The sequence below is a fragment of the Kocuria dechangensis genome, assembly GCF_014636775.1.
Lineage (GTDB): Bacteria > Actinomycetota > Actinomycetes > Actinomycetales > Micrococcaceae > Kocuria > Kocuria dechangensis.
In genome coordinates, this window is record NZ_BMEQ01000001.1 from 197,164 (window position 1) to 222,527 (window position 25,364).

Consider the following 25,364-nt stretch of genomic DNA (forward strand, 5'->3'; position numbering starts at 1 on the left):
CGCGGCGCCCTCCGGCGGCGCGGGGAGGACCGGTGGGCAGGATCAGGGGGCGACGGGCCAGGGCAGGTGCCTGCTGACGTCCGTGAGGTCCAGCCGCACCGAGGTGAAGAGGTCGTCGATGAAGTACTCGTCCACCGCCTCGACCCGCACGTCGTGGCCGGTGCCGGCCAGCGGGCCCTCGAGCACCTCCGAGCGCACGCAGACGGCCGTCCGCTCGTCGAGCAGGACCCGGGTGCGGGCCGGTGCCAGGGGGTGGCCCGGCGTCGTCGGGGAGTAGGCGGGGCCCGGCGTCACCACGGCGCCGCGCACCGGCCGCCCGTGGTGGGTGCCCCGCACGACGTCCTCCACGGTGCACGGCCGCCGTTCGGGCAGATAGGGCGGCACGGGGGCGCTCCCGGCCAGCTCGACCGGGTCGAGGATGGCCTGCCAGCGTCCGCCCCCGAACACCGGGTCGCCGTAGGCGGCCTCGGGGCGCCGCTCGACCAGGCCGGTGTCCGTGAAGACGGGGGTCACCAGCGACGGCGCCAGCAGCCACGACGTCGAGGTGGACGCCACGTAGAAGTCGTCCCGGGACTGCTGGAGGCTGGTCGCCGAGTACAGCGGCGTGCCGTCCAGGGCCTCGACCCGCAGGTCGGACGGCCGGCGCACCCACGCCCGGACCGGCTCCCGGGGGGCCCGGTCCGCCGGGAACAGCCAGGACAGGACGAACCGCACCGTGTCCCAGCGCCACGGCGACGAGCGGCACAGCGCGGCGAACTCGTCCGGGTCGGTGGGCGCGGGCACGGGGGAGCGGGACATGGCCCCAGTCTAGGGAGCGGCCGCAGGGGTCCACAGGGACCGCCCGGCCCGCCGCTCCGGGGCCTGCGCGGCTACGATGCCCCGTGTGAGCGCCTTCCTGACCGACCAGTTCGCCCGCGGGGACGCCGCGGGCTGGCTGGCCGCGGCGCTGGCGCTGCTGGGTCTCGGCGTGCTGGGAGCCTCCTGCGCCTGGCTGTGGGCCGTGGACGTGCGGGAGCACCGGCTGCCCGGCCGTTTGGTGCGCCCCCTCTACCCCGTGTGCGGGTCGCTGCTCGGCGCCGCCGCGCTGGTGGGCGGCGAGCCGGTCCGGCTGCTGTGGATGGCCTGGGGCCTGGTGCTCGTGGGCGGGACCTACGTCCTCCTGCGCGTGCTGCGGCCCGCGGGCATGGGGATGGGCGACGTCCGGCTCTCCGGGCTGCTCGGCATGTGCCTGGGCTTCGTCTCCGTGTGGCACGCCGTGCTGGGCGCGGTGGCCGGGTTCGTGGTCGGCGGCCTCGTCGTCGTCGTGCTGCTGGCCCTGCGGCGGGTCGACGCCGGCTCCCGGGTGGCCTTCGGGCCCGCCATGATCACCGGCGCTCTCGGGACGCTCCTGCTGCTCTGAGGGGCGCGGCTGGTTCAATGGACGGGACACCGACCCCGCAGGAACAGGAGCCCGCATGCCCACTCCCGAGTTCGTCCTCGCCCTGCGGGAGAAGATCGGCCACGACCTGCTGTGGCTGCCCGCCGTCACCGCCGTCGTGCTGCGCGAGGACGGACGGGTGCTCATGGGCCGGCGCAGCGACAACGGCAACTGGGGCCTCGTGAGCGGGATCGTGGAGCCCGGCGAGGAGCCGGCGGTCACCGCGGTGCGCGAGTGCCTGGAGGAGACCGGCGTGGTCGCCGTCGTCGAGGACCTCGTGGCGATCAAGGCGGGGGAGCCGGTGCAGTACCCCAACGGCGACCGCTGCCAGTACCTCGACCACACGTTCCGCTGCCGCTACGTGTCCGGGGAGGCCCGGGTCAACGACGACGAGTCGCTCGAGGTGGGCTGGTTCGACCCCGCGGACCCCCCGCCCCTGCCGCCGCACCAGCGCGCCCGGCTCGAGGCCGCCCTCACCCACGACGGGCGGCCGCGCTTCGTCGTCTGATCCCGCCCGGAGCACGGGGACGGGGCGCGTACTGCGCCCGGACGCCGCGAGGGGCCGCGAACTGCCCTGGCATGCCGCGAGGGGCCGCGTCCGCACGGAACGACGCAGCGTTCCCGTGCGGAGGCGGCCCCTCGGTGCCGGGGGCGCTGGACGCGCCCCCGGCGTGCGGCGCCGATCAGGCGTTGGGGCCCGTCATGGTGGTGACGTCCAGCGCCTTGTCCAGCTGCTCCTCGGTGAGCGAGCCGTTCTCGACGTAGCCGAGGGCGATGGTGGCCTCGCGGACCGTCATCTTGTTCGCCACGGCGTGCTTGGCGATCTTCGCGGCCGCCTCGTAGCCGATGGCCTTGTTGAGCGGGGTCACGATGGACGGGGACGCCTCGGCGAGGAAGCGGCAGCGCTCGGGGTTGGCCTCGATGCCGTCGATCATCTTCTCCGCCATCACGCGGGAGGAGTTGGCGAGCAGGCGGACGGACTCCAGGAGATTGGAGGCCATCACGGGGATGCCGACGTTGAGCTCGAACGCGCCGTTGGTGGAGGACAGGGCGACGGTGGTGTCGTTGCCGATGACCTGCGCGCAGACCTGGATGGTGGACTCGCAGATCACGGGGTTGACCTTGCCCGGCATGATCGAGGAGCCCGGCTGCAGGTCGGGGATGAAGATCTCGCCCAGGCCGGTGTTGGGGCCGGAGCCCATCCAGCGCAGGTCGTTGTTGATCTTCATGTAGCTGTAGGCGATGTTGCGCAGCTGGCCGGAGGCCTCGACGAGGCCGTCGCGGTTGGCCTGGGCCTCGAAGTGGTTGCGGGCCTCGGTGATCGGCAGGCCGGTCTCCTCGGCGAGCAGCTCGATCACGCGGGCGGAGAAGCCGGCCGGGGTGTTGATCCCGGTGCCCACCGCGGTGCCGCCCAGGGGGACCTCCGCCACGCGCGGCAGGGAGGACTCGACCCGCTCGATGCCGTAGCGCACCTGCGCGGCGTAGCCGCCGAACTCCTGGCCCAGGGTGACGGGGGTCGCGTCCATGAGGTGGGTGCGGCCGGACTTGACGACGTCCTTGAACTCCGCGGCCTTGCGCTCCAGGGACTCGGCCAGCTGCGTCATGGCCGGGATCAGGTCGTTGATCAGCGCGCCGGTGACGGCCACGTGCACGGAGGTCGGGAAGACGTCGTTGGAGGACTGGGAGGCGTTGACGTGGTCGTTCGGGTGGACCTCGACGTCCTTGCCCTCGAGCGCCTGGTTCGCCAGGGTCGCCAGCACCTCGTTGGTGTTCATGTTGGAGGAGGTGCCGGAGCCGGTCTGGAACACGTCGATGGGGAAGTGCTCGTTGTAGGCGCCGGTGACGACCTTGTCCGCGGCGTCGGCGATGGCCTGGGCGCGCTCGCCGTCGAGCACCCCCAGCTCCGCGTTGGCCTTGGCGGCCGCCTTCTTGATCTGGGCCAGCGCGGCGATGTGCTGGGGCTCCAGGGGCTTGCCGGAGATCGGGAAGTTCTCGACGGCCCGCTGGGTCTGGGCACGGTAGAGGGCGGCCGCGGGGACGCGGACCTCACCCATCGTGTCGTGCTCGATGCGGTACTCGGTGGTTTCTGCGGTGGTGTGTGCCATGGGGCCAGTCTAGGTCAGCGCATGGTGACGACCGGCACGCGGGCCCGGCGGGACGACGCGGCTCAGCGCGAGGGCAGCCAGGTCCCGTGGCCGTGGACGAGCTCCGCCTGCCCGTCGTCGAGGTGGTAGAACACGCCGACGACCGCCACGTCCCCCTTGGAGACCGCGTCGGCGATCACCCGGGACTGCTCCATGAGCCGGGACGCCGTCTGCTTCGTGTGCTCGACCACCGCCGCGTTGACGTCGTGGTTGCCCCGGCGCTGGGTGTCGAGCACGGAGGGCATGATCCGCTCGATCAGGTCCCGCTGGAAGCCGCGCGGCATCTGCCCGGAGCTCGCGACGCCGTGGGCGGCCGTCACGGCCCCGCACGAGTCGTGGCCGAGCACCATGATCAGCGGCGTGCGCAGGTTCGCCACCGAGTACTCCAGGGAGCCGAGCACGGCGTCGTCGATGACCTGACCCGCGGTCCGGATGACGAAGGCGTCCCCGAGGCCGAGGTCGAAGATGATCTCGGCCGCCAGCCGGGAGTCGGAGCAGCCGAAGATCACGGCGAACGGGTTCTGGTGCTTGGCCAGCTGCTGGCGGCGGGAGGCGTCCTGGTTGGGGTGCATGGACTCGCCGGCCACGAAGCGGGCGTTGCCCTCCCGCAGGCGCTGCCAGGCGGCCGCCGGGGTGCGGGGAACGGTGTCCTGGAGGTCGGACTGCTGGATCTGCTCGGTCATGGCTGCTCCGCGGGTCGGGGGTCGGTGGTGTCGGACAGGTCCTCGACGACGGCCGCGGCGAGGCGGTCGAACTCGGCCCCGGGGGCGTCGCCCCTGAGGACGACGGTCGAACCGTCGACCTCTCCTGTGTACACCGTCAGGGCGTCCTGGTCCGAGGACTCGGCGCGGACGTGGACGTCCCACTCCACGCCGCCGGCCTGCGTGGTGGCGGTGGCGGGGATCGTCTCCGCCTGCTGCGCGAGCCAGGTGGGGTTCGACAGGGAGGTCTGGACGACGCCGATGAAGCGGGTCTGCGGGGTGACGTAGCCGATCTCCCAGAAGGGCACGCCCTCCGCCGCGCCGGCGTTCCACCGGGCGTAGTTCGCTGTCCAGCCCTCCTCCAGCTCCGGCACGACCGGGGGGAAGGGCGCGGAGTCGGCGACGAAGGACGCCTCCTGCGCGACGTCGACGTCGGGGCGGTAGGGCTGCGCGTCCGGGGGGGGCTGGAGCCACACGAACGGCAGGACCAGCAGCAGCAGGACGGCCATGGAGATGATCATGCCCTGCACGGGGGCGTTGATCCGGCGGGCCTGCTTCTGCGTGATCCGGGGGAGCGGCTGGTCCCCGGCGGCGCCGTCGGGGTGGCCGGGGGCGCCGGTCGCGGGGCTGCCGGCGGGGCGGTCGTGGGTCGAGGAGCTCACCCCTCCATTGTGCCTGCTCGGGCGGACACCCGTGCACCGGGCGGCCCGCCGACCGCGGGGTCCGGTGCCGCCGGGGGCGCGGGCGATATGCTGGGCAGGACGTGGACCGCGCCCGCGGCCGAGCCCGGCCCGGGGGTCCCGCAAGATCGTGAACTCGAAGGTGAGGAACAACGTGGCCGAAGAATCCACCGGAACCACTCGTAGCAGCACGAACAACGTGGCCGACCGCAACCTGGCCATGGAGCTGGTCCGGACGACCGAGGCCGCCGCGATCGCCGGCGGCCAGTGGGTCGGGGCCGGCGACAAGCTCGCCGCCGACGGCGCCGCGGTCGACGCGATGCGCGCCCTGCTCTCCACCGTGCACTTCAACGGCACCGTGGTCATCGGCGAGGGGGAGAAGGACGAGGCCCCGATGCTGTTCAACGGCGAGCAGGTCGGCGACGGCTCGGGCCCCGCCTCGGACGTCGCGGTCGACCCGATCGACGGCACCCGCCTCACCGCGCTGGGCATGAACAACGCGCTCGCCGTGATCGCGGTGGCCGACGGCGGATCCATGTTCGACCCCTCGGCCGTGTTCTACATGGACAAGCTCGTCGTGGGCCCCGAGGCCGCGGACTTCGTGGACCTGCGGCTGCCCGTCAAGCAGAACCTGCACCTCGTGGCCAAGGCCAAGGGCATCAACATCAACCAGCTCACCGTGTGCGTGCTGGACCGCCCCCGCCACCAGCAGCTCGTGGACCAGATCCGCGCCACCGGCGCGCGCACCCGCATGATCCTGGACGGCGACGTGGCCGGCGCGATCGCGGCCTGCCGCGAGGGCACCGGCGTGGACGTGATGATGGGCATCGGCGGCACGCCCGAGGGCATCGTCACCGCGTGCGCCGTCAAGGCCACCGGCGGGATCATCCAGGGCCGCCTGGCCCCCACGGACGACACCGAGCGCCAGAAGGCCCTCGACGCCGGGCTCGACCTGGACGCCGTGCTCACCACCGACGACCTCGTCACCTCCGACAACTGCTTCTTCAGCGCCACCGGGATCACCGACGGTGACCTGCTGCGCGGCGTCCGCTACCGCGGGAAGAAGATCACCACCCAGTCCATCGTGATGCGCTCCCGCTCCGGCACCGTGCGCATGGTCGAGGCGGAGCACCTGGCCTCCAAGTGGCAGAAGTACGCCCGCGTCTGAGCCCGGCCCCGTTCCCCGAGGATCCCCCGCACCGGCACCGGTGCGGGGGATCCTCCGTCTCCGGGCCGGTCCGGGTCCGGCCACGGACCCGTTCCCGCGACGACCGGCCGCGACGCGCCCCCGGCCTGTCCGGGTCGGCGTGCGGCGGCCACTAGACTGGTCCCTACCGCAGGCGCCGACCGCGGTCCCCCGGCCGGGGCGGGGCGCCCGCGCGACGAGGAGGATCCCACCGTGACGACGACGGTCAGTTCCTGCCCACACCGCAAGACGTGGGACGCCACCGTCCGGGTGACCGGCGGACACCCCCAGCAGCTGTGGGGCATCGGCGAGGCGCAGGTCTCGGCCGAGGGCCCGGGCCTGCGGGTCGACCGGGTCATGGTCCACGACGACCAGCACCGGACCGTGGGCTACGCGCAGCTCTTCCTGCGCTCGGAGGCCGAGCGCGTGATCGCCGGGACCGTGCAGTGCCACGTGCACCGGCCCGCCGACCTCCCCGTCCTCGCCGACGCGCTGGCCGACTGGGCCCGCGACGAGCACTCCGCGGCCCTGCTGCGCCTCGACGTCGACCTCCTGCGCACCCCCGCGGCCGAGCAGGCCCTGGAGGCCGCCGGGTTCGTGCGCCCCGCCGCCGCCGGGCCGGACGGTCCCCGCCGCCTGGAGGTGCTGCTCGGGGAGACGGAGCGGGACCTCGCCCGCCGGCTCTCGGAGACCACCCTGCAGCGCTGCCGGGCGGCGCTGCGCACGCCGGGGGTGACCGTGCGCGAGGTGAGCGCCGGCAGCGACGTGCTGGGCCGCGTGGGCCTGCGCACCCGCCTCATCCAGCAGCTGCTCGACGACCTCGGCGACGACTCCCTGCTGCTGGTCGCCACGGAGGCCGCCGCGGACGGCTCCGAGACCGCCCTGGGCTACCTGTGGTTCGTGCACGCCCGCGGCCTGGCCATGATCTACCGGCTGGGCTTCACCCGGCGCAGCCGGGACCTGGGCGTGGACGACGCCCTGCTCCTCACCGGGCTGGTGGAGCTGCAGAAGCGCCAGGTCCGCGCCCTCGACGGCGGAGACCCGGCCGAGCCCGACGTGCCCCTGGTCGTGCGCGAGCTCGCCGGGGCCGAGCGTCCCGCCCTCGGCACGTGGGAGCTGGCCCTGGGCCGTGACCGCGCGGGGGAGTTCGCGGCCGCGGCCGACGCGGCCGACGCCGCGGCGGCCCGCACCGGCACGGCCGTGGCCGCGGAGCTGGGCCTGGACGAGGCCGTCCCCGTCCGCGAGGCGCCCCCGGTCGCCGAGGCCGCAGCCGGTGCCGACCGCGCCGAGACGGCCGAGGAGTCCCGGCGCAGCAGGGTCCTGCGCGCCCGCAGCTTCACCCGCCGCATGGTCGACGAGGGCATGTCCGCCCTCCGGGACGCGGCGGGCCGCTGAGCCCGCCGCGCCGCTCCCGGCTCAGGCGCCCCGGCGGAGGAGCTTCGCGGCCCCGGCGCGTGCCTTCCCGGTCCCGGCGCGGGCCCTCTCCGCCAGGGCGGGGAGCTCCTTGCGCGCGGCGGACACGGCCTCGCGCGCGGCCCGCACCCCGGTGTAGGCGGCGTACCCGGCCCGGTTGACGGGCAGGTCCCACGTGCCGGGGTAGGACTCGGGGCGACCGCCGAAGGACTTCTTGAACTTGGTGAAGCCGTACCACTCGTGCTCGGGCCCGGCGTCCTCGGGCGCGGTCCCGAAGAGGTCGAAGCGGGACAGCCCCTTGTGCTTGGCGTCGAGGACCATCCGCACCACCAGCGGGATGCCGGCGGAGAGCTTACGGTGCTCGAAGTCCATCGCCGCGTGGGCGTAGGTGCGGGTGTCGTCGGAGTCGTAGACGAGGGAGGCGCCGATCGGCTCGCCCTCCAGCCGGGCGACGTAGAGGGTCGCCGCGCCGAGGGGCATCAGGGACCGGGCCGCCTCCCGCAGGTAGTCGTCCTGCTGGCGGTTGAAGTCCTTGCGCTCGGCGGTGGCGTCCAGGAACCGGAGCAGCACGTCGACGTCGTCGGGGTCGGTCGAGCTGGTGAACTCCACGCCCTTCTTGGCGATGTTGCGGTGCAGGTTGCGGTTGGTCGACTTCATGTCCTTGAGGATGGCCTCCTCGTCCTGCGTGAGGTCGATCACCTGGGTGTGCCCGGGCTGGACCTGGCGCGGGGCCGGGCGCAGGCCGCGGCGCCGCAGGGAGGCCTCGGGGGTCTCGAGGCCGTCGGCCACCGCGGCGCCCGCGGGCTCGACGCGCACGAACCAGCACTTCTCGGCCCGCGCAGTGCGCACGAGGTGCTCGAGGGCCGCGTCGAAGGCCTGGGGCGTCTCGGCCTCGGGTCCGTACGGGCAGTAGAGGTAGCGGCCGGTCCGGCCGCCCTCGAGGGTCGCGAGAGAGCGCCACCCGTCACCGTAGGCCTGGAAGACCTTGTGCCCGAGGTTGCGGTGGAAAGTTGCCCATGCGTTCGACTGGAGAATGTTTGCCACGCCCTCACTGTACCGGCCGGTCAGGAGGGGGTCGGTCCGCAGGGCCCCGGGCGGGGTCCGCTCAGGGCACCGAGCAGGTGCCGTTGGGGGAGAGCTCCTCGGCCGGGACCAGGGGCCGGGCCGCGGGAACGGGCACGGCCATGGCCGGGCCCGCCCCGGGCGCCGGGGCGTCGGCGAGGGCGGACGCGTCGCGCGCGCCGGCGTCGGTGGCGCGCTCGAGCGCCTCCTGGACGTCCGCGTGCAGCAGCTCGAAGTCCGGGTAGGTGGGGAAGCTCGGGTCGTAGTAGGGCGGGCCGGCGGCGAACTGCTCGAGCTCGTGCTCCTTCGCCTTCAGCGCGAGGTCCGTGAACGAGCCGAGCTGGCTCTGCGGGATGTCCGTCTCGACCACCTTCGCCCCGGACTCGGCGAGCTCGCCGAACTTCGTCACCACGTTGACGGGGTTCAGCTGCTTGAGCATCGCCGCCTGGACGCAGCGCTGGCGGGCCTGCCGGTCGTAGTCCGTGGCGCCCTCGCGGGAGCGGGCGTACCAGAGGGCGTGGTAGCCGTCCATGTGCTGCACCCCGGGCTCGATGTACCCGAAGATCTCGTTCGGCAGGCCGGTCTCCATGTCGGTGCCGCCGCCGATGGGCACCCGCCCGCCCACGTCGATGGTGATCCCCCCGAGGGCGTCGACGAGCTGCTCGAAGCCGCTCATGTCGATCAGGGCGTACGCCTGGACCTCGATCCCGAGCGCGCCCTCCGCCGCGTCCTTCATGGCCTCGGCGCCCGGGTCCTGCGCATCGGGATAGAGCTCGGCATGGTTGTTCGTCACGTCGGTGTAGAGAGCGTTGAGGATGCACTCGTCGCCGCACGAGAAGCCCTCGGGGTAGACCTCGGCCAGCGGCGAGTCCTCCGGGAAGGGGACGTTCTGCAGATTGCGGGGCAGGGAGACGGTGACCGTGCGTCCCGACCGGGCGTCCACGCTGACCACGGTCATGGAGTCGGGGCGGCGGCCGGAGCGGTCCTCCCCGGCGTCGCCACCCATGAGCAGGACGTTGTACCGCCCGTCGGAGGGGCGGAACGGCAGGCCGCCGCCGAACACGTCCGAGACCGCACCGCGGGCCACGGACAGCAGGTAGGCGGAGTACCCCAGCCCGCCCGAGGTCACGAGCATGAGCGCCACGGTGGCGGCGGCCACGGCGCGGCGGGTGCGCCGGACGAGCAGCCCGGGCCGGATCAGGCACAGCGTGTCGAAGAAGAGGTAGAGCCACCCCACGGCGAGCACGACGAGCCCGGCGATCACCAGGAGGGAGGTCACCGAGTTCGTGACGAACCACACGAGGGGCGTGCGCCACAGCAGGAGGGACAGCAGACCCAGGGCGAGAGCCGCCCAGACCACCACGTCCGCCTTCAGCGCGGCCCGCCCGACGGCCCGGCGGCCCGCCACGAGCTGCGCGCTGCCGGGGACGACGAGCGTGGACAGCAGCAGCGTCCACGCGCGCCGGGCCCGGGTGGCGCCCCGTGCGTGCTCCGGGTGGCGCAGCGGGTCGGTGAGCCGCGGCGGGCCCGCAGGGGTGTCGGCGAGCCCGCGGACCGCCGAGACGGCGTCGTCGGGCAGCTCCCCGGCGGGGGAACCGGGGTCGGGGGAGGGGCGGGGGTCGTGCGCAGCGCGGGGGGTGGGGCCGTTCACGGGCAGCTCCGGCGGGGAGGGCGGGCGGGGGAGAGCAGGGGCGGCCGGGTCAGCCGTCGAGGCGCGTGCGCAGGGCCGCGCCCTTGTCGTGCGCGGTCTGCTTGAGCTCCGCGGCGAAGCGCTGCAGCTGCTCGCGCAGGCGGACGGCGCGCTCGTCGTCGCCCGCGGCGAGGATCCGGGCGGCGAGCAGGCCGGCGTTGCGGGCCCCGCCGATGGAGACGGTCGCGACGGGCACGCCCGCGGGCATCTGCACGATGGACAGCAGGGAGTCCATGCCGTCGAGGGTCTTGAGGGGCACGGGCACGCCGATCACCGGGAGGGGGGTGACGGCGGCGAGCATGCCGGGCAGGTGGGCGGCGCCGCCGGCGCCGGCGATGATCACGCGCAGCCCCCGCTCGTGCGCCCGCTGCCCGTACTCGATCATCTCGACCGGCATGCGGTGGGCGGAGACGACGTCCGCCTCGTACGGGACGCCGAACTCCTCGAGGGCCGTCGCGGCGGCCTCCATGACGGGCCAGTCGGAGTCCGACCCCATGACGACGCCGACGACGGGCTGCTGCTTCTCGTTCACTCGTGCTCCTGGGCTGCTGAGCCGGCCGTCCCGGCTCTGGTCTGCGGATTCGTGCTGCGGGTTCCTGCTGCGGCTACGCTACCGGGCGCGGGCGGAGCGCCCGAACCCGGGGGTCAGGCCCGCCCGTCCCGCAGGATGGCGGCGGCGCGGGAGGCGCGGCGGCGCAGCTCGGGGATCTCGTCGGCCCCCCCGGTGACGTTGACGTGCCCGATCTTGCGCCCGGGCCGCACGGCCTTGCCGTAGTTGTGGATCTTCGCCCGCGGCTCCGCGCCCATCGCGGCCCGGTAGGCGCCGAACAGGTCCTGGTTCTCGCCGCCCAGGAAGTTCTTCATCACGGCGGCGCCGCCGACCAGGCCGGTGTCCCCGAGCGGGAGGTCGAGCACGGCGCGCAGGTGCTGCTCGAACTGGCCCGTCACGGCGCCGTCCATCGTCCAGTGCCCGGAGTTGTGCGGGCGCATGGCCAGCTCGTTGACGAGGAACCCGGGGCCGCGCCCGGGGGTCTCGAACAGCTCGGCGGCCATCACGCCGGTGACGCCCAGCTCGGTGGCGATCGTGCGGGCGGTGTCCGCGGCCGCGGCGGCGACCTCGGGCAGCAGGTCCGGCGCCGGGGCCAGGACCTCGTCGCACACGCCGCCGACCTGGATCGACTCGACCACGGGCCACGCGCGCACCTCGCCGGAGGGGGCGCGGGCCACGAGGGCGGAGAGCTCCCGGGCGAACGGCACCATCTCCTCCACCAGGAGGGGCCCCTCCGTCTGCTCGAACCAGCGCGCGGGCTCCTGGCCGCGGGCCGCGTCGGCCGTGCGCAGCACCATGACGCCCTTGCCGTCGTAGCCGCCGCGAGGCGTCTTGAGCACCACGGGCCAGCCGGCGTCCTCGCCGAAGGCCACGAGCTCCCCGGCGTCGGCCACCGCCGCCCAGCGCGGGTTGGGCAGGCCGAGCCGGTCCACGGCGCGGCGCATGACGAGCTTGTCCTGGGCGTGGACCAGGGCCTCGGGCCCGGGCCGGACGGCGACGCCGTCGGCCAGCAGGGCGCGCAGGTGCTCCGTGGGGACGTGCTCGTGGTCGAAGGTCAGCACGTCCACGTCCGCCGCGAAGCGGCGCAGGACCTCGAGGTCCGTGTAGTCGCCGACGGGGGCGGTGGGCACGGCGGCGACCGCCGAGACGTCGGGGCTCTCGGCGAGCACGCGGAGCTCGAGGCTGAGAGCGGTGGCGGCGGGCGCCATCATGCGGGCGAGCTGCCCGCCTCCGACGACGCCGACGACGGGACCGTTTCCTGGATTTCTCACCCGTCCAGGGTATCCCGGCTCGTCCGGCGCCCGGTGCGCCCCGTGCGGGCCCCGTGGTCGTGGCGCTCGTCACGGACGGCTCCCGGCCAGGGGCGGTCGACAGGGCGGCAGGGTAGGATGACCCGAGATCCGGACGGGGCGGCTCGCGTGCCCGCCGGCCGCGGCGCCGCCCGGCGCCGGTCCTCTCACCCTCCTGGAGACCCGCGCGTGAACCGTGTCATCGACCGTTTCGAAGCCCTGTGGCACCTCTTCGTCAAGGAACTCATGAAGTTCGGCGTCGTCGGTGCACTCGCGTTCGTCATCAACGCGTCGCTGACCTGGTTGCTCATGCACTCGTACCTGCAGGACGGCCACCTCAAGGCCAAGTTCATCGCCACGGTGGTCGCGATCCTCTTCTCCTGGATCGCCAACCGGCTCTGGACCTTCCGGCACAAGCGCCAGTCGGACAAGCGGCGGGAGCTCGTCCAGTTCCTCGTGGCCAACGGCATCGGCATGGCGATCGAGCTGGGCTGCCTCGGCTTCAGCTACTACGTGCTGGGGCTCACGAGCGCGACCGCGTCCTTCATCTCCGGCACAATCATCGGCACGATCCTGGGCACGATCTTCCGCTACTTCGCGTACCGCTTCTGGGTCTTCGCCGAGGAGCTCGACGAGGACCCGGACTTCGCGGACACCGCCGCCCTCGAGATCGCCCGGATCACCGGTCGCGCCCCGGCCGCCGAGGCAGGGCACCCCGGGCACGAGGACCACGAGGACACCGGGCGGCCCGCCGCCCGCTGAGCCGGACCGCTCAGAAGCCCACGGCGTTCTCCGCCGTCAGCACCGCCGTCCACGACCCGTCCGCGGTGTCCCGGTCCGTGAGCACCACCGCGCGCCCGCTCGCCAGCACCGCGAGGACCCGCAGCAGGAACCTCGGGTCCACCTGCCGCCCGGGCACGTGCACGGCCGCCGCCGTGCCCCACTGCTCCTCGCGGCCGGCCGCCTCCTCGAGCGCGCGCGGGAGCAGCCGCGCGTGCGTGATCTCCTGCCCGACGTCCGGGTCCGGCAGCGCCGGCCCGTCCGCGACCGGCTCCTCGAGTCCCGAGTAGACGTCCGCGTGGGAGCGGACCTCCGCGCAGTAGTCCACGGCGTCGTCCGGCGCCCCGCCGCGGAGGCCGAGCGAGAGGGCGGGCCGGTCCACGACCACCGCTCGCGCCCCCGCGGGCGGGTGCGCGAGCAGGGGCGGCAGGCCGCCCTCGGCGTCCACGAGGGCCACCACCACGTCGCCGTCCGCCGTCGTGCCCCGGGGATCGGAGGGGCGGACCGCGGCGCCGGCCGTCCACGCGCCCAGGGTGACGGCGAGGGCGCGCCAGTGCACCTCGTCGCCGAGCACCACCAGGTCTCCGGAGCCCAGGTCGAGCTCGTCGACGCAGAGGTTGGCGGTCTTGGCGGCCCAGTTGTCGAGGACGCGGCCGGAGAGCTCCACGCGCTCGCCGTCCGCGCCGTACCAGAGGAGCGCGGGCCGGCTGCTACGCCGTAGCGTGTCCACCAGACGGGGGACAGAGGTGGGAAGGGGGAAATTCATGCTCGCTCCTGACGATCCTGGTCGGCCGGCTTGCACCCGGGTCATATGCGTCCGGGCGTATTCGTCCGGCTGCTGAGGGCGCTCGGAAGACCGCGCGCTGACGTGGGCGAACGACCTCCGTGGGGCCTTGTCCGGCGCGTTCTGCGCCGGAAGACCGGGCCTGGACAAGGGTTGACGTGGTCCTGCTTACACACGTGTAATTAGGGGGTCCGGCAGGAAATCCGAAAGGATGCCTCCTCCGGGATGCACCGGGTCGGCACCCCCCGCATTATGCCAGGCCCGGGCCAACGTGTCGGATGGAAGGAAAGTCATGGGAGAGGCCGCGCGCCGCCAGCTCGTCGATTCCACCCCCCTCGGTGCTCGCCGCAGGAGCGTCCGGTCCGTCCCCGAGGACTGGTACGTCGATCCGGCCGATCCCCGTGCCGCCGAGCGGCACGTGCTCCGGACGGCCGTGGACCTGGAGGACCAGGCCACCGCCTTCCTCGCCGCCCACGAGCCTGCCGCCCGTGCCGCGGAGGGCCTGCACGGGGCCCTGGACCTGCTCGAGGCCCCGGCCGCCCCCGCCCCGGAGGAGGCCGTCGCCTGGAGCGAGGTCGCCGGTCTCTACTCCGTGGAGGAGGAGGAGGGCGAGCTCTCGTGGCAGACCGACGCCCTGTGCGCCCAGACCGACCCCGAGGCGTTCTTCCCCGAGAAGGGCGGCTCCACGCGCGACGCCAAGCGCGTGTGCGAGGCCTGCCCCGTGCAGACGGAGTGCCTGGACTACGCGATGAGCAAGGACGAGAAGTTCGGGATCTGGGGCGGGCTCTCCGAGCGCGAGCGCCGCCGCCTGCGGCGCCTCGCGCGCTGAGGTAGTTTCGAGGAATGAGCTCTTCCGGCAGTTCCTCGCGCCGCTGCTCCCGCCAGACCTGCACGCGGGACGCGGTCACGACCCTCACCTACGTGTACTCGGACTCCACCGCGGTGGTCGGGCCGCTCGCGGCGCACGCCGAGCCGCACGCCTACGACCTGTGCGCGGTGCACGCCGACCGCCTCACCGTTCCCCGGGGCTGGCGCGTGGTCCGGCTGGAGCTGCCCGAGGCGCTCACCCGCCGGGACGACCTCGACGCCGTGGCGGAGGCCGTCCGCGAGCCCGAGCCCGCCCCGGCCGTCCGGGAGCGCCCGCGCGCGGCCCTGCGGGACGTCTCCCTCCCGCGCCCGCCCGCCCGCCGCGGCGGGACGGCGGCCCGCACCGGCGCTGCCGTCGAGGCCGGCCCCCGCACGCCCGGCGCCCTGACGCCCGGCGCCCTGACGCCCGGCGCCCTGACGCCCGGCGCCCTGACGTCCGGCGCCGGGGAGCACGACGTCCCGGAGCACGACGTCCCGCTGCCCGAGGCGCTGCGCAGGCCGCACCTCCGCCGCCCTGCCGCCGGGCAGGAGCCCGCCGGGTGCTGAGCCCGTCCCCGCGCCGCGTCCGCCCGTGCGCCGGGCACTTTGCTGTGCCGCGTCCGTCCGTACGGTGACCCGGTCCCCGTGCCGACCCTCCCGTGCGACCCGGGTGGTCGCGCCCGCGGATGTCTCCGGGGTCGCGGAATCACGGCGCCGTCCCCCGCGCGGGGGCCTGTGCGCCCGCCGCGTTGTCCCCTAGGATGAGGCGCAGACCGCGCCTGCCCGGCGCGGAGGCTCTTCCCCCCGGAGCACCCAGGAGTCCCCCCCCATGTCTGTCCTTGCAACGACGCGGACGGCGCAGCAGCCCCTCCACCAGGGCCTCACCGAGCCGGTCCGTCCTGCGGTCGCCGAGGCCCACGGTGCTCGTCCGGCCCCGTGGGCCTCGGCCGCCACCGGACTGGACCCCGAGCCACGCGCCGAGACGCCTCTCGATCCAGCCTTCTTCGCGCTGCTGCGCTGTCCCCTCACGGGAGGGGTCCTCGTCCCGGTGGACGCCGACCGGCTGATGAGCGACCGGCCCTTCCGGGACGGCGTCCACCCCGTCTACCCGGTCCTCAACGGGATCGCCTGCCTCGCGCCCGTGCGCTGAGGCCCCGCTGAGCGCCCGCTGAAGCTCCGCCGAGGACGCCTGCGGCTGGGGAGGATGCGGCTGGGTAGGATCGGACCTGCCGTGCGGGCCCCGCCCGCGCGGCGTCCGACGCTCTCGACCCGAAGGACCCCTCCCGTGGCCCCCTCCACCAACGACCAGGCCCCCTGGCAGCAGCAGGACCGCGCCGCCGCGACGGCCGACGAGCCCCGGGAGGAGCCGGTGTGGACCGGTCTGCTGCCCGCAGTCGCCCCGGCCGGGCCGCCGGCCGAGGAGCAGCCCGGGGACGAACGCTCCCGCGCCTCCTCCGGTCCCGTCGACGCCTCCGGTCCCGTTGCGTCCGACCCGGAGGACGAGGACGACGACGCCCGCCGCCGCACCGCCCTGCGCCAGCAGGCCGTCGCCGACGAGCCGCGGTTCCCCCGGCTCCAGCAGGTGTTCCTCGCCGTGGTGCTGCCCCTGGTCCTGCTGGGGCTGGCCGTGCGCGTCGTGGCGACGCCCCTGTTCCTGTGGCTCGAGTACCACCGTCCCGGCTTCCCCGCGGATCCCCAGGGCTTCACGACCGACGAGCGGATGGTCTTCGGCTCCTACGGCCTGGACTACGTCCTCAACTGGGCCCCTCCCGGTTTCCTGGGCGGGCTCGAGGACGCGGACGGCGCGCAGCTGTTCCTGTCCTCCGAGGTCGCCCACATGACCGACGTGAAGATCGTGCTGCAGGTGGCTCTCACCGTGGTCCTCGTCCTGGGGCTGCTGGCGGTGCTGTCCGCCCTCTACCTGCGGGCCAAGGCCCCCAGGGCGGCGTCCGGGGCCCTGTTCTTCGGCTCGTGGCTCACCGTGGTGCTGCTGGTGCTGCTGGCGGTGGCCGCCGTCCTGGGCTGGCAGCAGTTCTTCGCGCTGTTCCACTCCCTGTTCTTCGCGGACGGCACCTGGACGTTCCGGGCCACGGACACCCTCATCCGGCTGTACCCCACGCAGTTCTGGATGGACGCCGCGATCGCGGTGGGCGTGCTGGCCCTGCTCGGGGCGCTCGCGGTCATGGCCGCCACGTGGCCCACGGCGTTCCGCCGGCACCGGGCCCTGGACCGGGTGCGCCGCCGCCAGGAGCTGAAGCGGCGGCTGGCCGGGCGCTGAGCCGGCACGGGCCCGGGGACGTCCCGGAGGCGTCCCCGGGCCCGTGCCCGCGGCTCAGATCCAGCTCTTGAACCACATCCGCTGCTGCCACTGCTCGTAGGGGATGGTCTCCGCGAACCAGATGGGCGCGAAGTGCGCGCTCACCAGCAGCGCCGTGGCCGTGAACAGGCCCACCACCAGGATCCCCGCCCGCCGCCGGGCCACCGGGTCCCCGCGGCGCCCGAGGACGAGCCCCAGCATCCCGGCGAGCATCAGCATGAGGTACGGCTGGAACGGCAGCGCGTAGAAGAAGTACATGGTGCGCTCGGGGTACAGCAGCCAGGGGACGTACCCGGCGGCGAACACGCCCAGCAGCGCACCGGCGCGCCAGTCACGGCGCACCGCCCACAACCAGACGGCCACGAGGACGGCGGCGATCGCCGTCCACCACAGCAGCGGGTTGCCGATGTTGAGGATGGCCTGGGAGCAGTGCTCCACGGCGCAGCCGTCGACGCCGGGCTCCGGGGAGTCGTAGTGGTACGAGGTGGGCCGGCCCAGGGTCAGCCACAGCCAGGGCAGGGCCTCGTAGGAGTGCGGGGTGCCCAGGCCGCTGTGGAAGCCGTAGGCGGAGACGTGGTAGGCCCACAGCGAGCGCAGCGGCGCGGGCAGCCACGCCACGCCCTCGCCGGGGTGCTCCGCGGCCCAGTTCCGGTCGTACGCCCCCGACGACGCGAACCAGCCCGCCCACGTCAGCACGTAGGCCGCCAGTCCCGTCCCGACGACGGCGCCGAAGGCGGGCACCCCGTCCATGAGCACCCCGGCCCGGACCCAGTGCCGGATCCCGGCCGCGCGGCGGGCGTTGAGGTCCCAGAGGACCGTGAGGATCCCCAGGCCCGCTACGAGGAACAGGGCGCTCCACTTCACGCCGACCGCGAGCCCGCAGGCCACCCCGGCGGCGACCCGCCACCACCGCACGCCCAGCCACGGCCCCCACGAGAGCCGGCGCAGCAGCTCGGCGTCGGAGGCGCGGGCCGCCTCGTGCGGGGGCACGCCCAGCCGCTCCGCGAGCCGGCGCCGGCCGTGGGACCGGTCCAGCAGGAGCAGGACGAAGGCCAGCAGCACGAAGAACATCAGGAAGACGTCCAGCAGCGCGAGCCGTGACTGGACGAGGTGGAGCCCGTCGACCGCCGTGAACAGGCCCGCGAGCGTGGCGACCGTCACGGAGCGGAAGAGCAGCCACCCGGCCGCGCAGACCAGGGCGACGGAGAGGGTCCCGACCAGGGCCGCGGAGAACCGCCAGCCGAAGGGGTCGTCCGCCCCGAACAGCCACATCCCGAAGGCGATCAGCCACTTCCCGACCGGCGGGTGGACCACGTACGACGGTCCCGCCAGCGGCTCCGGGTGCGTGCCCGCCACGAACTGCTCGTCGGCCCCGTCGGGCCACTCCCGCTCGTAGCCGTGGAGCAGCAGCGAGTACGAGTCCTTGACGTAGTAGGTCTCGTCGAACACGATCGCGTCCGGGTGGGACAGGTGCCAGAAGCGCAGCACGCCGCCGAGCACCACGACCAGCAGCGGCGCCAGCCACGCGAGCGGCGCCGCCGCGGACGGCCCCGGGAGCAGCCGGGCCCGCAGGGCGTCCGGGTCGAGGGAGCGGCGCAGGGTGGTCACGAGGGGCACCGGTCGCGTCGCCGGGGCCCGGGCCGGGGTGCGCACCGAGGAACTCACGCTTGTCATCGTAGGGGACGGGCCCCGGCGGTCCGCGGAGCCCCGGGGCACGGGCGGCGGGACCCGCCCGCGGGACCGAGCCGTAGAGTGGAGCCGTGCACACGGAACCCCACGACGACGCCCCTCCCGCCTCGACCGAGGACCGCCCCGGCGGCCCCGCCGGACCGGAGGGGACGGGACAGGTCGTGCTGGCGGGCACGCCGATCGGCAACCTGGGGGACGCCTCGCCCCGGCTGCGGGAGGCGCTGGAGACCGCCGACGTCCTGGCCGTCGAGGACACCCGGCGGCTGCGCCGGCTCACCGCGGGCCTCGGCGTCACGACCCGCGGGCGCGTGATCACCCACCACGAGCACAACGAGGCCGGCCGCGTCGCCGAGCTGCTGGACGCCGTCCGGGAGGGCCGCACCGTCCTGGTCCTCTCCGACGCCGGGATGCCCACCGTCTCGGACCCCGGCTACCGCCTCGCGGAGGCCGCCGCGGCCGAGGGCCTGCTGGTCACGGCCGTCCCCGGGCCCTCGGCGGTGCTCACGGCGCTCGCCGTGTCCGGGCTGCCCACGGACCGCTTCACGTTCGAGGGCTTCCTCCCGCGCCGGAGCTCGGACCGCGCCGCCCGGCTCGCGGAGCTCCACGGCGAGCGCCGCACCATGGTCTTCTACGAGGCCCCGCACCGGCTCGAGACCATGCTCACCGCCCTGCGGGACGCCTTCGGCGCCGAGCGCCGGGCCGTCGTGGCGCGGGAGCTCACCAAGCTGCACGAGGAGGTCGTGCGCGGCACCCTGACGGAGCTCGTCGCCTGGTGCGCCGAGGGCCAGGTGCGCGGGGAGATCGCCGTCGTCGTCGCGGGCGCCCCCGCCCCCGAGGCCGCCCGCCCGGAGGACCTCGTGGGGGAGGTCGAGGAGCTGGTGGCCGGCGGCGTCCGGCTCAAGGACGCCGCCGGCCGGGTGGCCGAGCGCTCGGGGGTGGGCAAGCGCGAGCTCTACGAGACCGTGCTCGGCGCCCGCAAGGACCGCGTCACCGGCCCGTGACCGAGCGCGGGAACCACCGGGCCCGGCGCGCGGTGGTCCCGCCGGCCGCCGCCAGGGCGTCCCGGACGGCGGCCAGGTCCGACGGCTCCGCCGCCGGGGCCCACCGCTCCCCGGCCGGGGCGTAGAGGGCCCGCTCGACGTCCCGCCCGACCCGGCCCAGGGGCTCGGCCGCCGCGGGCGCCGCGGCCGCGAGCCGGTCGACGAAGACCCGCGGGGTCTCGGCCGCGGCGCGGGACAGGCCGTGGTCGGTGGCCAGGTCCTCGATCTCCGCCCACGCGGCGAGCGCCCGCTCCGGCGCGGGGGCCGTCCCGTCGCCGAGCAGCCGGGCGCGTCCGGCCCGGCGCCGCTCCCGCACGGTCCGCGGCGCGGCGAGCAGCAGCGCGAGCAGCGCCGCGGCAACCGCGGCGGCGAGCCACGGCAGCCAGCCCGGGACGCCCTCCTCGGGCGTGCCGGCCCCCTGCTCCGGCGCCCGCTGCGGGGCCGTGGCGGAGGGGTCGGCCTGGGCGGTGTCCGCCGGGGCCGGGTCGGAGGCGCCGCCGGTGGGCCGCGCCGACGCCTCGGCGCCCTCCTCCGAGGACTCCGCCGGGGACTGGGCCGCGTAGCCGGGGACGTCCGCGGTGCCGGGGGTCGGCTCGAAGCGCACCCAGCCGACGCCCTCGAACCACAGCTCGGGCCACGCGTGGGCGTCCCGGGGCAGGACCTCCACGGACGGTCCGTCCTCCGGGGTGCCCGGGAAGGGGCTGCCCGGGTCGGAGGGCGGGAGGTAGCCGACGGCGACGCGGGCCGGGATGCCGAGCTCGCGGGCCATGACCGCCATCGCGGGGGCGAAGTGCCCGGAGTAGCCGGTGCGCCGCTCCAGGAACTCCTCCAGGGAGGCCATGCCGCCGGCGTCGTAGCCCTCGGCGAGGGGGAGGCCCACGTCGTAGCGGAACTCCTCCGAGCGCAGCCACTCCTGCAGGGCGAGCGCCTGGTCGAACGCGCTGCCCTCGTCCCCGGCCTGCGCGCGCGCGGCCTCCCGCAGGGCCGCCGGGGTGCCGTCGGGCAGCGCCCGGAACGGGTCCAGCTCGGGCGTGCCCGGCGCGGCGGGAGCCGCCCGCAGCGCGTCGGCGGTGGGCCGCGGCGCCACGGAGCGGACCTCGTAGCCGGTCCCGGCGGGCGGGACCCGGTCCCCCCGCACGGTCAGGTCGCGGGGGTTCCAGGCCCAGCCGCCGCCCTCGAGACCGTCGATCCCCACCGCGGCCCAGGGCAGCGGCAGCCAGCGGCCGGACCAGTCGCGCAGCCGCACCCCGGTCGTCTCCTCCGGCCCGGAGCCCACCGGCGTGAGCGCGGTCCCGCCGAGCTCCGCGAGGTCGGGGTCCAGGTCCGTGGCCGTGGGGAACCACTCCTCGCCCGAGAAGTCCTCGAGGGTGAGCACCCGCAGCAGCCCGGGCTCGCCCGAGGCGGTCGTGTACTCGAGGAGGGGGAGCTGCTCGGGCGAGCGCAGGTCCTGGCCGATCCCGCGCAGCGGCCCCACCCCGGCGGCGCGGTCGGAGGCGAGGCCGCTGCCCTGCGGGAACGCGCCGTTGACGAAGCCCGGCACCACCGCGGGCAGGACCAGGGCGACGGCCAGGACCCCGGAGCCCACCACTGCGGCGCGCGCCCAGCTGCCCGGCGCGGGGGTGGTGCGGGGCTCGCGGGCGGCGCCCCAGCGGCGGCCGCCGGCGAGCAGCAGCAGGGCCGCCAGCGCGGCGGCGGCCGCCCCGGCGGCGCCCACGCTGCCGGGCAGCACGAGCGCCGGGACGACCAGGACGGCCAGCACGCCGAGCGCGCTGACCGCGGGCAGGCGCAGTCCCACGAGCACGGTCTCCACGAACAGGGTCACGAGCCCGGCGCCCAGGGCGGTCACGAACTCCAGGCCCCGCCCGGGCGGGTACGGCGCCGGGTGGGCCGCCGCCGCGGCGCCGGCCTCCGCCCAGAGGGTCTCCGCCAGGGCCAGGCTGCCCGGCGTGGGGACGACGCCCAGCAGGGAGGGCTCGCGCAGGAACAGCACCGTGAGGACGAGCGCGAGGGCACCGGCGCCGAACACCGGCGCCAGCAGGGACGGCAGGCCGAAGGCCCGGGCGGTGCCGGTGGCGGCCACGACCGCGAGCACGGCCAGCACCGCGCCGGGCACCCACCCGGGGCTGGCGAGGACCCCGCCCAGCGACACCAGGCCGAGGAGGACGGCGAGCAGCACCGTGCCGGCGAGAGCCGCGGCCGAGCGGGCCGGGCGTTCCGGGGCGGCGCTCACCGCGCGGCCCCGGCCGTCCGGGCGCCCGTTCCCAGGCGCGCCCACGCCTCCTCGGGGGCGGCGTCGGCGGGCACGACGACGACGGACCAGCCCGCCGCCTCGAGCACCCCGGCGCCCTCCGGCTCCCGGTCCGGGGCGGAGGCCACGAGCACGGCGCTGCCGGCGGCCGACCGCGGCGCGGCGCGCACGAGCCGGTCGGCCGCCTCCCGGCCGAGGTCGCCGGAGACCAGCAGCAGGGGGTGGACGAGCCCGTCCCGGGCGAGCCGGTCGGCCAGGGGATTCGCCGGTCCCGACCCGCCGGGCTCCGGCGCCGGCGCGCGCACGGGACGCACCCGGGACAGCCCGTGCCGGGCGTCCTCGGCGGTGTCGTCGGTCACGGCCGCGACGGCGTGCCGCGGCGCGGAGGCGTCGTCGTCCTCCCCGCCCGAGGGCAGGGGCCGGCCGAACCCGTCGAGGGCGTGCACGGCGGTGTCCCGCTGCGTCAGGTGCTCGAGCAGGGCGGCGACCAGGCCCACGGCCCACTCGAACTCCGCGGTGCTCGGCAGCACGCCCGCCCACAGCCGCCCGCCCGGCCAGGACCGCTCGTCGAGGTCCAGGACCAGGACCGTGCGGCGGGTGCTGCGCGGCTCCTCCTGGCGGACCATGAGCTTGTCCTGCTTGGCGGAGGCCGCCCAGTGCACGCGGCGCAGGGGGTCCCCGTGGCGGTACTCGCGCGTGGTGACGTTGTCCGGGCCCGGCTGCGGCAGGGCGGTCCGGGACGGGTCCGCGCCGCTGTCCCGGAGCCGGTCCGCGCTGATCTCGGGCAGCTCCACGGCGTCCGGGGCGACGTGCAGGGTGGTCCGCTCGGACACGTCGAGCAGCTCGGTGGCCAGCCCGAAGGGGTCCGCGACCCGGACGGTGGCCGGGCCCAGCTCCCACACCCCGCGGCGGCGGGGGCGCACGGTGTAGCCGGCCGGTTCGCCGCCGGCCTCGACGCTCAGCTCCCGGTCCCCGCCCAGGGGCCCGGGCACGGTCTCGTGCACGGTGACGGCCCCGCGGTCCGGGCGGCCGCGGCGGGTGCGGTGGCGCACGCGCAGGCGCACCGCGGCGGGGTCCCCGGCCGTCACCAGCGCAGGGTCCACGGTGCGCTTGAGCTGCACCCGCGGCTTGACGAGGTACAGGGACAGGGCGGCGAACAGGGGCGCGGAGCCGAGGAAGAGGGCCAGGGCCAGCACGTCCTTGCGGCCGAGCCACGTGGCCAGCAGCAGGCACAGCGCCCCCGCCGCCAGGAAGCCCCAGCCCCGCCCGGTGAACCGGGCGCGGGAGGCCACGGGCGGCTCGGCCCGCTCGCCCTCCTCCTGCGGTGCCCGGGCGTGCGGGCGGCTCATCGGGTCCCGGGCGCCTGCTCGGCGGGGACGCGGACCTCGTCGAGCACCGCGCGCACCAGCTCCTCCGCGGAGTCGGTCCCGGCGCGGCGGTCCAGCATCAGGCGGTGGGCGAGCACGGGCACGGCGACCGCCCGCACGTCGTCGGGCAGGACGTACTCCCGCCCGCTGAGGGCGGCCTCCGCGCGGGCGGCCGCCTGCAGCTGGAGCAGGGCCCGGGGGCTGGCGCCCAGCCGGATCTGGGGGTGGGAGCGGGTCGCCCGGCCCAGCGCCACGACGTAGGCGCGCACCACGTCGGAGACGTGGACCTCCCGCACGTGGGCCACGAGGCGGGCCGCGTCCTCGACGGACACGACCGGGCGCATGCCCTCCAGCGGGGAGCCGCCGCCGTGGTCGGCGAGCATCGTCATCTCCGCGTCGGCGTCCGGGTAGCCCATCGAGATCCGGGCCGTGAACCGGTCCCGCTGCGCCTCGGGGAGCGGGAACGTCCCGTCCATCTCGACCGGGTTCTGCGTGGCGACCACCATGAACGGGGTGCCCATCCGGTACGTGGTCCCGTCCGCGGTGACCTGGCCCTCCGCCATGCACTCGAGCAGCGCCGACTGGGTCTTGGCCGAGGCCCGGTTGATCTCGTCGCCGATGACGATGTTCGCGAACACGGGCCCGGGCTTGAACTCGAACTCCCGCCGCGCCTGGTCGTAGACCGACACGCCGGTGATGTCCGTGGGCAGGAGGTCCGGGGTGAACTGGACGCGCGAGACGGTGCCCCCGATCGCCGTGGCGAGTGTGCGGGCCAGCATGGTCTTGCCCACCCCCGGGACGTCCTCGACGAGCAGGTGCCCGCCGGCCAGCAGCACCGTGAGCGCGGTGCGCGCCGCCTCCGGCTTGCCGTCGATCACCGTGTTGATCCGGTCCAGGATCGCCTGCGTGTGCTGGGGGAAGGACTCCATGGGCTCCTCGGCTTCTGCTCGTGGCTGTTCCTCCCAGTATGTCGTCCCGTCCCGGCCTCGTAGATTGGTGGGGACACGACCGCCCCGCACCCGACCGCCCCGAGGTTCCGCACGCCATGACCGACCCCACCACCACCCGCCTCTCCGCCTCCCTGTGGCCCGACCCCGCGGCCCGCCCCGCGCAGGAGCCCGGGGCGGTCCCGCCCGCCTACGAGCCGGAGCGCTACGCGGTGCCCGAGGACGCCCCGGACGGGGAGGGCACGCGCCGCCGCGCCGCCCAGGCCGACGACGGGCGCCGCCGCAACCTCCGGTACCCGCCGGCGCCGGAGCCGCTGCCGCACCCGGTGGTGGACAACCACACCCACATGGACCTGCAGGACGGCCAGGTGGCGGTCTCGGTGCGCGACGCCGCGGACGCCGCCGCCCTCGCCGGCGTGGCCGGGGTGGTGCAGGTCGGCTGCGACGTGCCCTCCTCCCGCTTCGCCGTGGCCGCGGCGGAGGCGGACCCCCGCGTGCTGGCCGCCGTGGCCCTGCACCCCAACGAGGCGCCGAAGCTCGCCGCGGCCGGGCGGCTCGACGAGGCGCTCGCCGAGATCCGGGAGCTCGGGGCCCACGACCGGGTCCGTGCCTTCGGCGAGACCGGCCTGGACTACTACCGCACCGAGGGCGAGGGCCGGGAGCACCAGAAGTCGTCCTTCCGCGAGCACATCCGCTTCGCCAAGGAGACCGGCAAGGCGCTGCAGATCCACGACCGGGACGCGCACGCCGACGTCGTCGCCGTCCTGCTCGAGGAGGGCGCCCCCGAGCACACCGTCTTCCACTGCTTCTCCGGGGACGCCGAGCTCGCCCGCACCTGCAACGAGCACGGCTGGTACATGTCCTTCTCCGGGACGGTGACGTTCAAGAACAGCCACGACCTCAAGGCCGCGCTGCGGACCGCCCGCCCGGAGCTGGTGCTCGTGGAGACCGACGCCCCCTTCCTCACCCCGCACCCGTACCGGGGCCGGCCCAACGCCAGCTACGTGACCAACTGGACGGTGCGCGGCATGGCGGGGATCCTCGAGCAGGACCTGGGGCAGCTGTGCGAGCGGATCTGGGCGAACACGGCCGAGGTGTACGGGGCGTTCTGAGCGCCCCGCGCCGGCCGCGCCTGGTGGGCCGAGTCCCCATCCCGGCCGCGCCTGGTGGGCCGAGTCCCCATCCCGGCCGCGCCTGGTGCGCCGAGTCCCCTC

General features: G+C 75.5%; 24 protein-coding genes. 11 read left to right on the forward strand and 13 right to left on the reverse strand.

Going from position 1 to position 25,364, the window contains the following annotated elements:
• Positions 1-42: 42 nt before the first annotated feature.
• Positions 43-798 (reverse strand): hypothetical protein, encoded by a 756-nt coding sequence (locus tag IEW07_RS00865; protein ID WP_188533939.1) that lies wholly within the window; start codon positions 796-798, stop codon positions 43-45.
• An 85-nt stretch (positions 799-883) separates the two neighbouring features.
• Between IEW07_RS00865 and IEW07_RS00870 the strand changes: the two genes are divergently transcribed.
• Together IEW07_RS00870 and IEW07_RS00875 are read left to right on the forward strand one after the other, a co-directional pair.
• Positions 884-1,399, forward strand: a complete 516-nt coding sequence (locus IEW07_RS00870) for a prepilin peptidase (protein WP_188533940.1) — start codon at positions 884-886, stop codon at positions 1,397-1,399.
• 55 nt (positions 1,400-1,454) lie between these two features.
• Entirely contained in the window at positions 1,455-1,925 is a 471-nt protein-coding gene (locus IEW07_RS00875; RefSeq protein WP_188533941.1) for an NUDIX hydrolase, read from the forward strand.
• 175 nt (positions 1,926-2,100) lie between these two features.
• Here IEW07_RS00875 and IEW07_RS00880 read toward each other — a convergent pair whose 3' ends face one another.
• The 3 genes from IEW07_RS00880 to IEW07_RS00890 all read right to left on the reverse strand — a co-directional run bounded on the left by IEW07_RS00880 (position 2,101) and on the right by IEW07_RS00890 (position 4,924).
• Positions 2,101-3,522, reverse strand: coding sequence for a class II fumarate hydratase (locus tag IEW07_RS00880; protein WP_188533942.1), 1,422 nt, complete (start codon positions 3,520-3,522; stop codon positions 2,101-2,103).
• Positions 3,523-3,584: 62 nt separating this feature from the next.
• Positions 3,585-4,244, reverse strand: a complete 660-nt coding sequence (locus IEW07_RS00885; RefSeq protein ID WP_188533943.1) for a carbonic anhydrase — start codon at positions 4,242-4,244, stop codon at positions 3,585-3,587.
• Positions 4,241-4,924 carry a DUF4245 domain-containing protein gene (locus IEW07_RS00890; protein ID WP_188533944.1) on the reverse strand — a complete coding sequence of 228 codons (684 nt, stop codon included), beginning with the start codon at positions 4,922-4,924 and terminating at the stop codon, positions 4,241-4,243. Before IEW07_RS00890 ends, IEW07_RS00885 begins: the two co-directional genes overlap by 4 nt.
• Before the next feature lie 238 nt (positions 4,925-5,162).
• Between IEW07_RS00890 and glpX the strand changes: the two genes are divergently transcribed.
• A complete protein-coding gene (glpX, locus tag IEW07_RS00895; RefSeq protein ID WP_188534179.1) occupies positions 5,163-6,110 on the forward strand; it encodes a class II fructose-bisphosphatase in 948 nt (315 codons plus the stop codon).
• A gap of 231 nt (positions 6,111-6,341) precedes the next feature.
• The gene (locus IEW07_RS00900) at positions 6,342-7,523 is read left to right on the forward strand and encodes a hypothetical protein (RefSeq protein ID WP_188533945.1); all 1,182 of its coding nucleotides are present in this window, start codon (positions 6,342-6,344) and stop codon (positions 7,521-7,523) included.
• Between the two features lie 21 nt (positions 7,524-7,544).
• On the opposite strand, the gene IEW07_RS00905 is transcribed toward IEW07_RS00900, so the two are convergent.
• The 4 genes from IEW07_RS00905 to IEW07_RS00920 form a co-directional block, all read right to left on the reverse strand.
• Positions 7,545-8,585, reverse strand: a complete 1,041-nt coding sequence (locus IEW07_RS00905; RefSeq protein ID WP_188533946.1) for a lipid II:glycine glycyltransferase FemX — start codon at positions 8,583-8,585, stop codon at positions 7,545-7,547.
• Between the two features lie 61 nt (positions 8,586-8,646).
• Positions 8,647-10,254 (reverse strand): LCP family protein, encoded by a 1,608-nt coding sequence (locus tag IEW07_RS00910; RefSeq protein ID WP_188533947.1) that lies wholly within the window; start codon positions 10,252-10,254, stop codon positions 8,647-8,649.
• A 49-nt stretch (positions 10,255-10,303) separates the two neighbouring features.
• The gene (purE, locus tag IEW07_RS00915; protein WP_188534180.1) at positions 10,304-10,789 is read right to left on the reverse strand and encodes a 5-(carboxyamino)imidazole ribonucleotide mutase; all 486 of its coding nucleotides are present in this window, start codon (positions 10,787-10,789) and stop codon (positions 10,304-10,306) included.
• 149 nt (positions 10,790-10,938) lie between these two features.
• Positions 10,939-12,054, reverse strand: a complete 1,116-nt coding sequence (locus IEW07_RS00920) for a 5-(carboxyamino)imidazole ribonucleotide synthase (RefSeq protein WP_229741498.1) — start codon at positions 12,052-12,054, stop codon at positions 10,939-10,941.
• Positions 12,055-12,321: 267 nt separating this feature from the next.
• Here IEW07_RS00920 and IEW07_RS00925 point away from each other — a divergent pair, with 267 nt between their 5' ends.
• Positions 12,322-12,894 carry a GtrA family protein gene (locus IEW07_RS00925; protein ID WP_229741471.1) on the forward strand — a complete coding sequence of 191 codons (573 nt, stop codon included), beginning with the start codon at positions 12,322-12,324 and terminating at the stop codon, positions 12,892-12,894.
• Between the two features lie 10 nt (positions 12,895-12,904).
• On the opposite strand, the gene IEW07_RS00930 is transcribed toward IEW07_RS00925, so the two are convergent.
• Positions 12,905-13,678, reverse strand: coding sequence for a TIGR03089 family protein (locus IEW07_RS00930; RefSeq protein ID WP_188533949.1), 774 nt, complete (start codon positions 13,676-13,678; stop codon positions 12,905-12,907).
• A gap of 310 nt (positions 13,679-13,988) precedes the next feature.
• Here IEW07_RS00930 and IEW07_RS00935 point away from each other — a divergent pair, with 310 nt between their 5' ends.
• The 4 genes from IEW07_RS00935 (at position 13,989) to IEW07_RS00950 (ending at position 16,820) form a co-directional block, all read left to right on the forward strand.
• The gene (locus IEW07_RS00935; protein ID WP_188533950.1) at positions 13,989-14,525 is read left to right on the forward strand and encodes a WhiB family transcriptional regulator; all 537 of its coding nucleotides are present in this window, start codon (positions 13,989-13,991) and stop codon (positions 14,523-14,525) included.
• A gap of 14 nt (positions 14,526-14,539) precedes the next feature.
• Positions 14,540-15,109 (forward strand): DUF3499 family protein, encoded by a 570-nt coding sequence (locus IEW07_RS21375; RefSeq protein WP_188533951.1) that lies wholly within the window; start codon positions 14,540-14,542, stop codon positions 15,107-15,109.
• Between the two features lie 262 nt (positions 15,110-15,371).
• On the forward strand, positions 15,372-15,692 hold the full coding sequence (locus tag IEW07_RS00945) for a hypothetical protein (protein WP_188533952.1): 321 nt from the start codon (positions 15,372-15,374) through the stop codon (positions 15,690-15,692).
• Positions 15,693-15,827: 135 nt separating this feature from the next.
• Positions 15,828-16,820, forward strand: coding sequence for a TIGR01906 family membrane protein (locus tag IEW07_RS00950; RefSeq protein ID WP_229741472.1), 993 nt, complete (start codon positions 15,828-15,830; stop codon positions 16,818-16,820).
• 54 nt (positions 16,821-16,874) lie between these two features.
• On the opposite strand, the gene IEW07_RS00955 is transcribed toward IEW07_RS00950, so the two are convergent.
• Complete coding sequence (locus tag IEW07_RS00955; protein WP_371870196.1) at positions 16,875-18,533, reverse strand: dolichyl-phosphate-mannose--protein mannosyltransferase; 1,659 nt, start codon at positions 18,531-18,533, stop codon at positions 16,875-16,877.
• 86 nt (positions 18,534-18,619) lie between these two features.
• Between IEW07_RS00955 and rsmI the strand changes: the two genes are divergently transcribed.
• Positions 18,620-19,549 (forward strand): 16S rRNA (cytidine(1402)-2'-O)-methyltransferase, encoded by a 930-nt coding sequence (rsmI, locus tag IEW07_RS00960; RefSeq protein ID WP_371870197.1) that lies wholly within the window; start codon positions 18,620-18,622, stop codon positions 19,547-19,549.
• On the opposite strand, the gene IEW07_RS00965 is transcribed toward rsmI, so the two are convergent.
• From IEW07_RS00965 to IEW07_RS00975, 3 genes are read right to left on the reverse strand one after another with little or no spacing between them, the layout of a single operon-like run.
• Entirely contained in the window at positions 19,536-21,863 is a 2,328-nt protein-coding gene (locus IEW07_RS00965) for a transglutaminase TgpA family protein (protein ID WP_188533953.1), read from the reverse strand. The genes rsmI and IEW07_RS00965 overlap by 14 nt on opposite strands.
• Positions 21,815-23,185 (reverse strand): DUF58 domain-containing protein, encoded by a 1,371-nt coding sequence (locus IEW07_RS00970; RefSeq protein WP_188533954.1) that lies wholly within the window; start codon positions 23,183-23,185, stop codon positions 21,815-21,817. The genes IEW07_RS00965 and IEW07_RS00970 overlap by 49 nt, the downstream gene beginning before the upstream one ends.
• Positions 23,182-24,132, reverse strand: coding sequence for an AAA family ATPase (locus tag IEW07_RS00975; protein WP_188533955.1), 951 nt, complete (start codon positions 24,130-24,132; stop codon positions 23,182-23,184). Before IEW07_RS00975 ends, IEW07_RS00970 begins: the two co-directional genes overlap by 4 nt.
• A gap of 116 nt (positions 24,133-24,248) precedes the next feature.
• On the opposite strand from IEW07_RS00975, the gene IEW07_RS00980 reads away from it, so the two are divergent.
• The gene (locus tag IEW07_RS00980) at positions 24,249-25,262 is read left to right on the forward strand and encodes a TatD family hydrolase (RefSeq protein WP_188533956.1); all 1,014 of its coding nucleotides are present in this window, start codon (positions 24,249-24,251) and stop codon (positions 25,260-25,262) included.
• Positions 25,263-25,364: the final 102 nt, after the last annotated feature.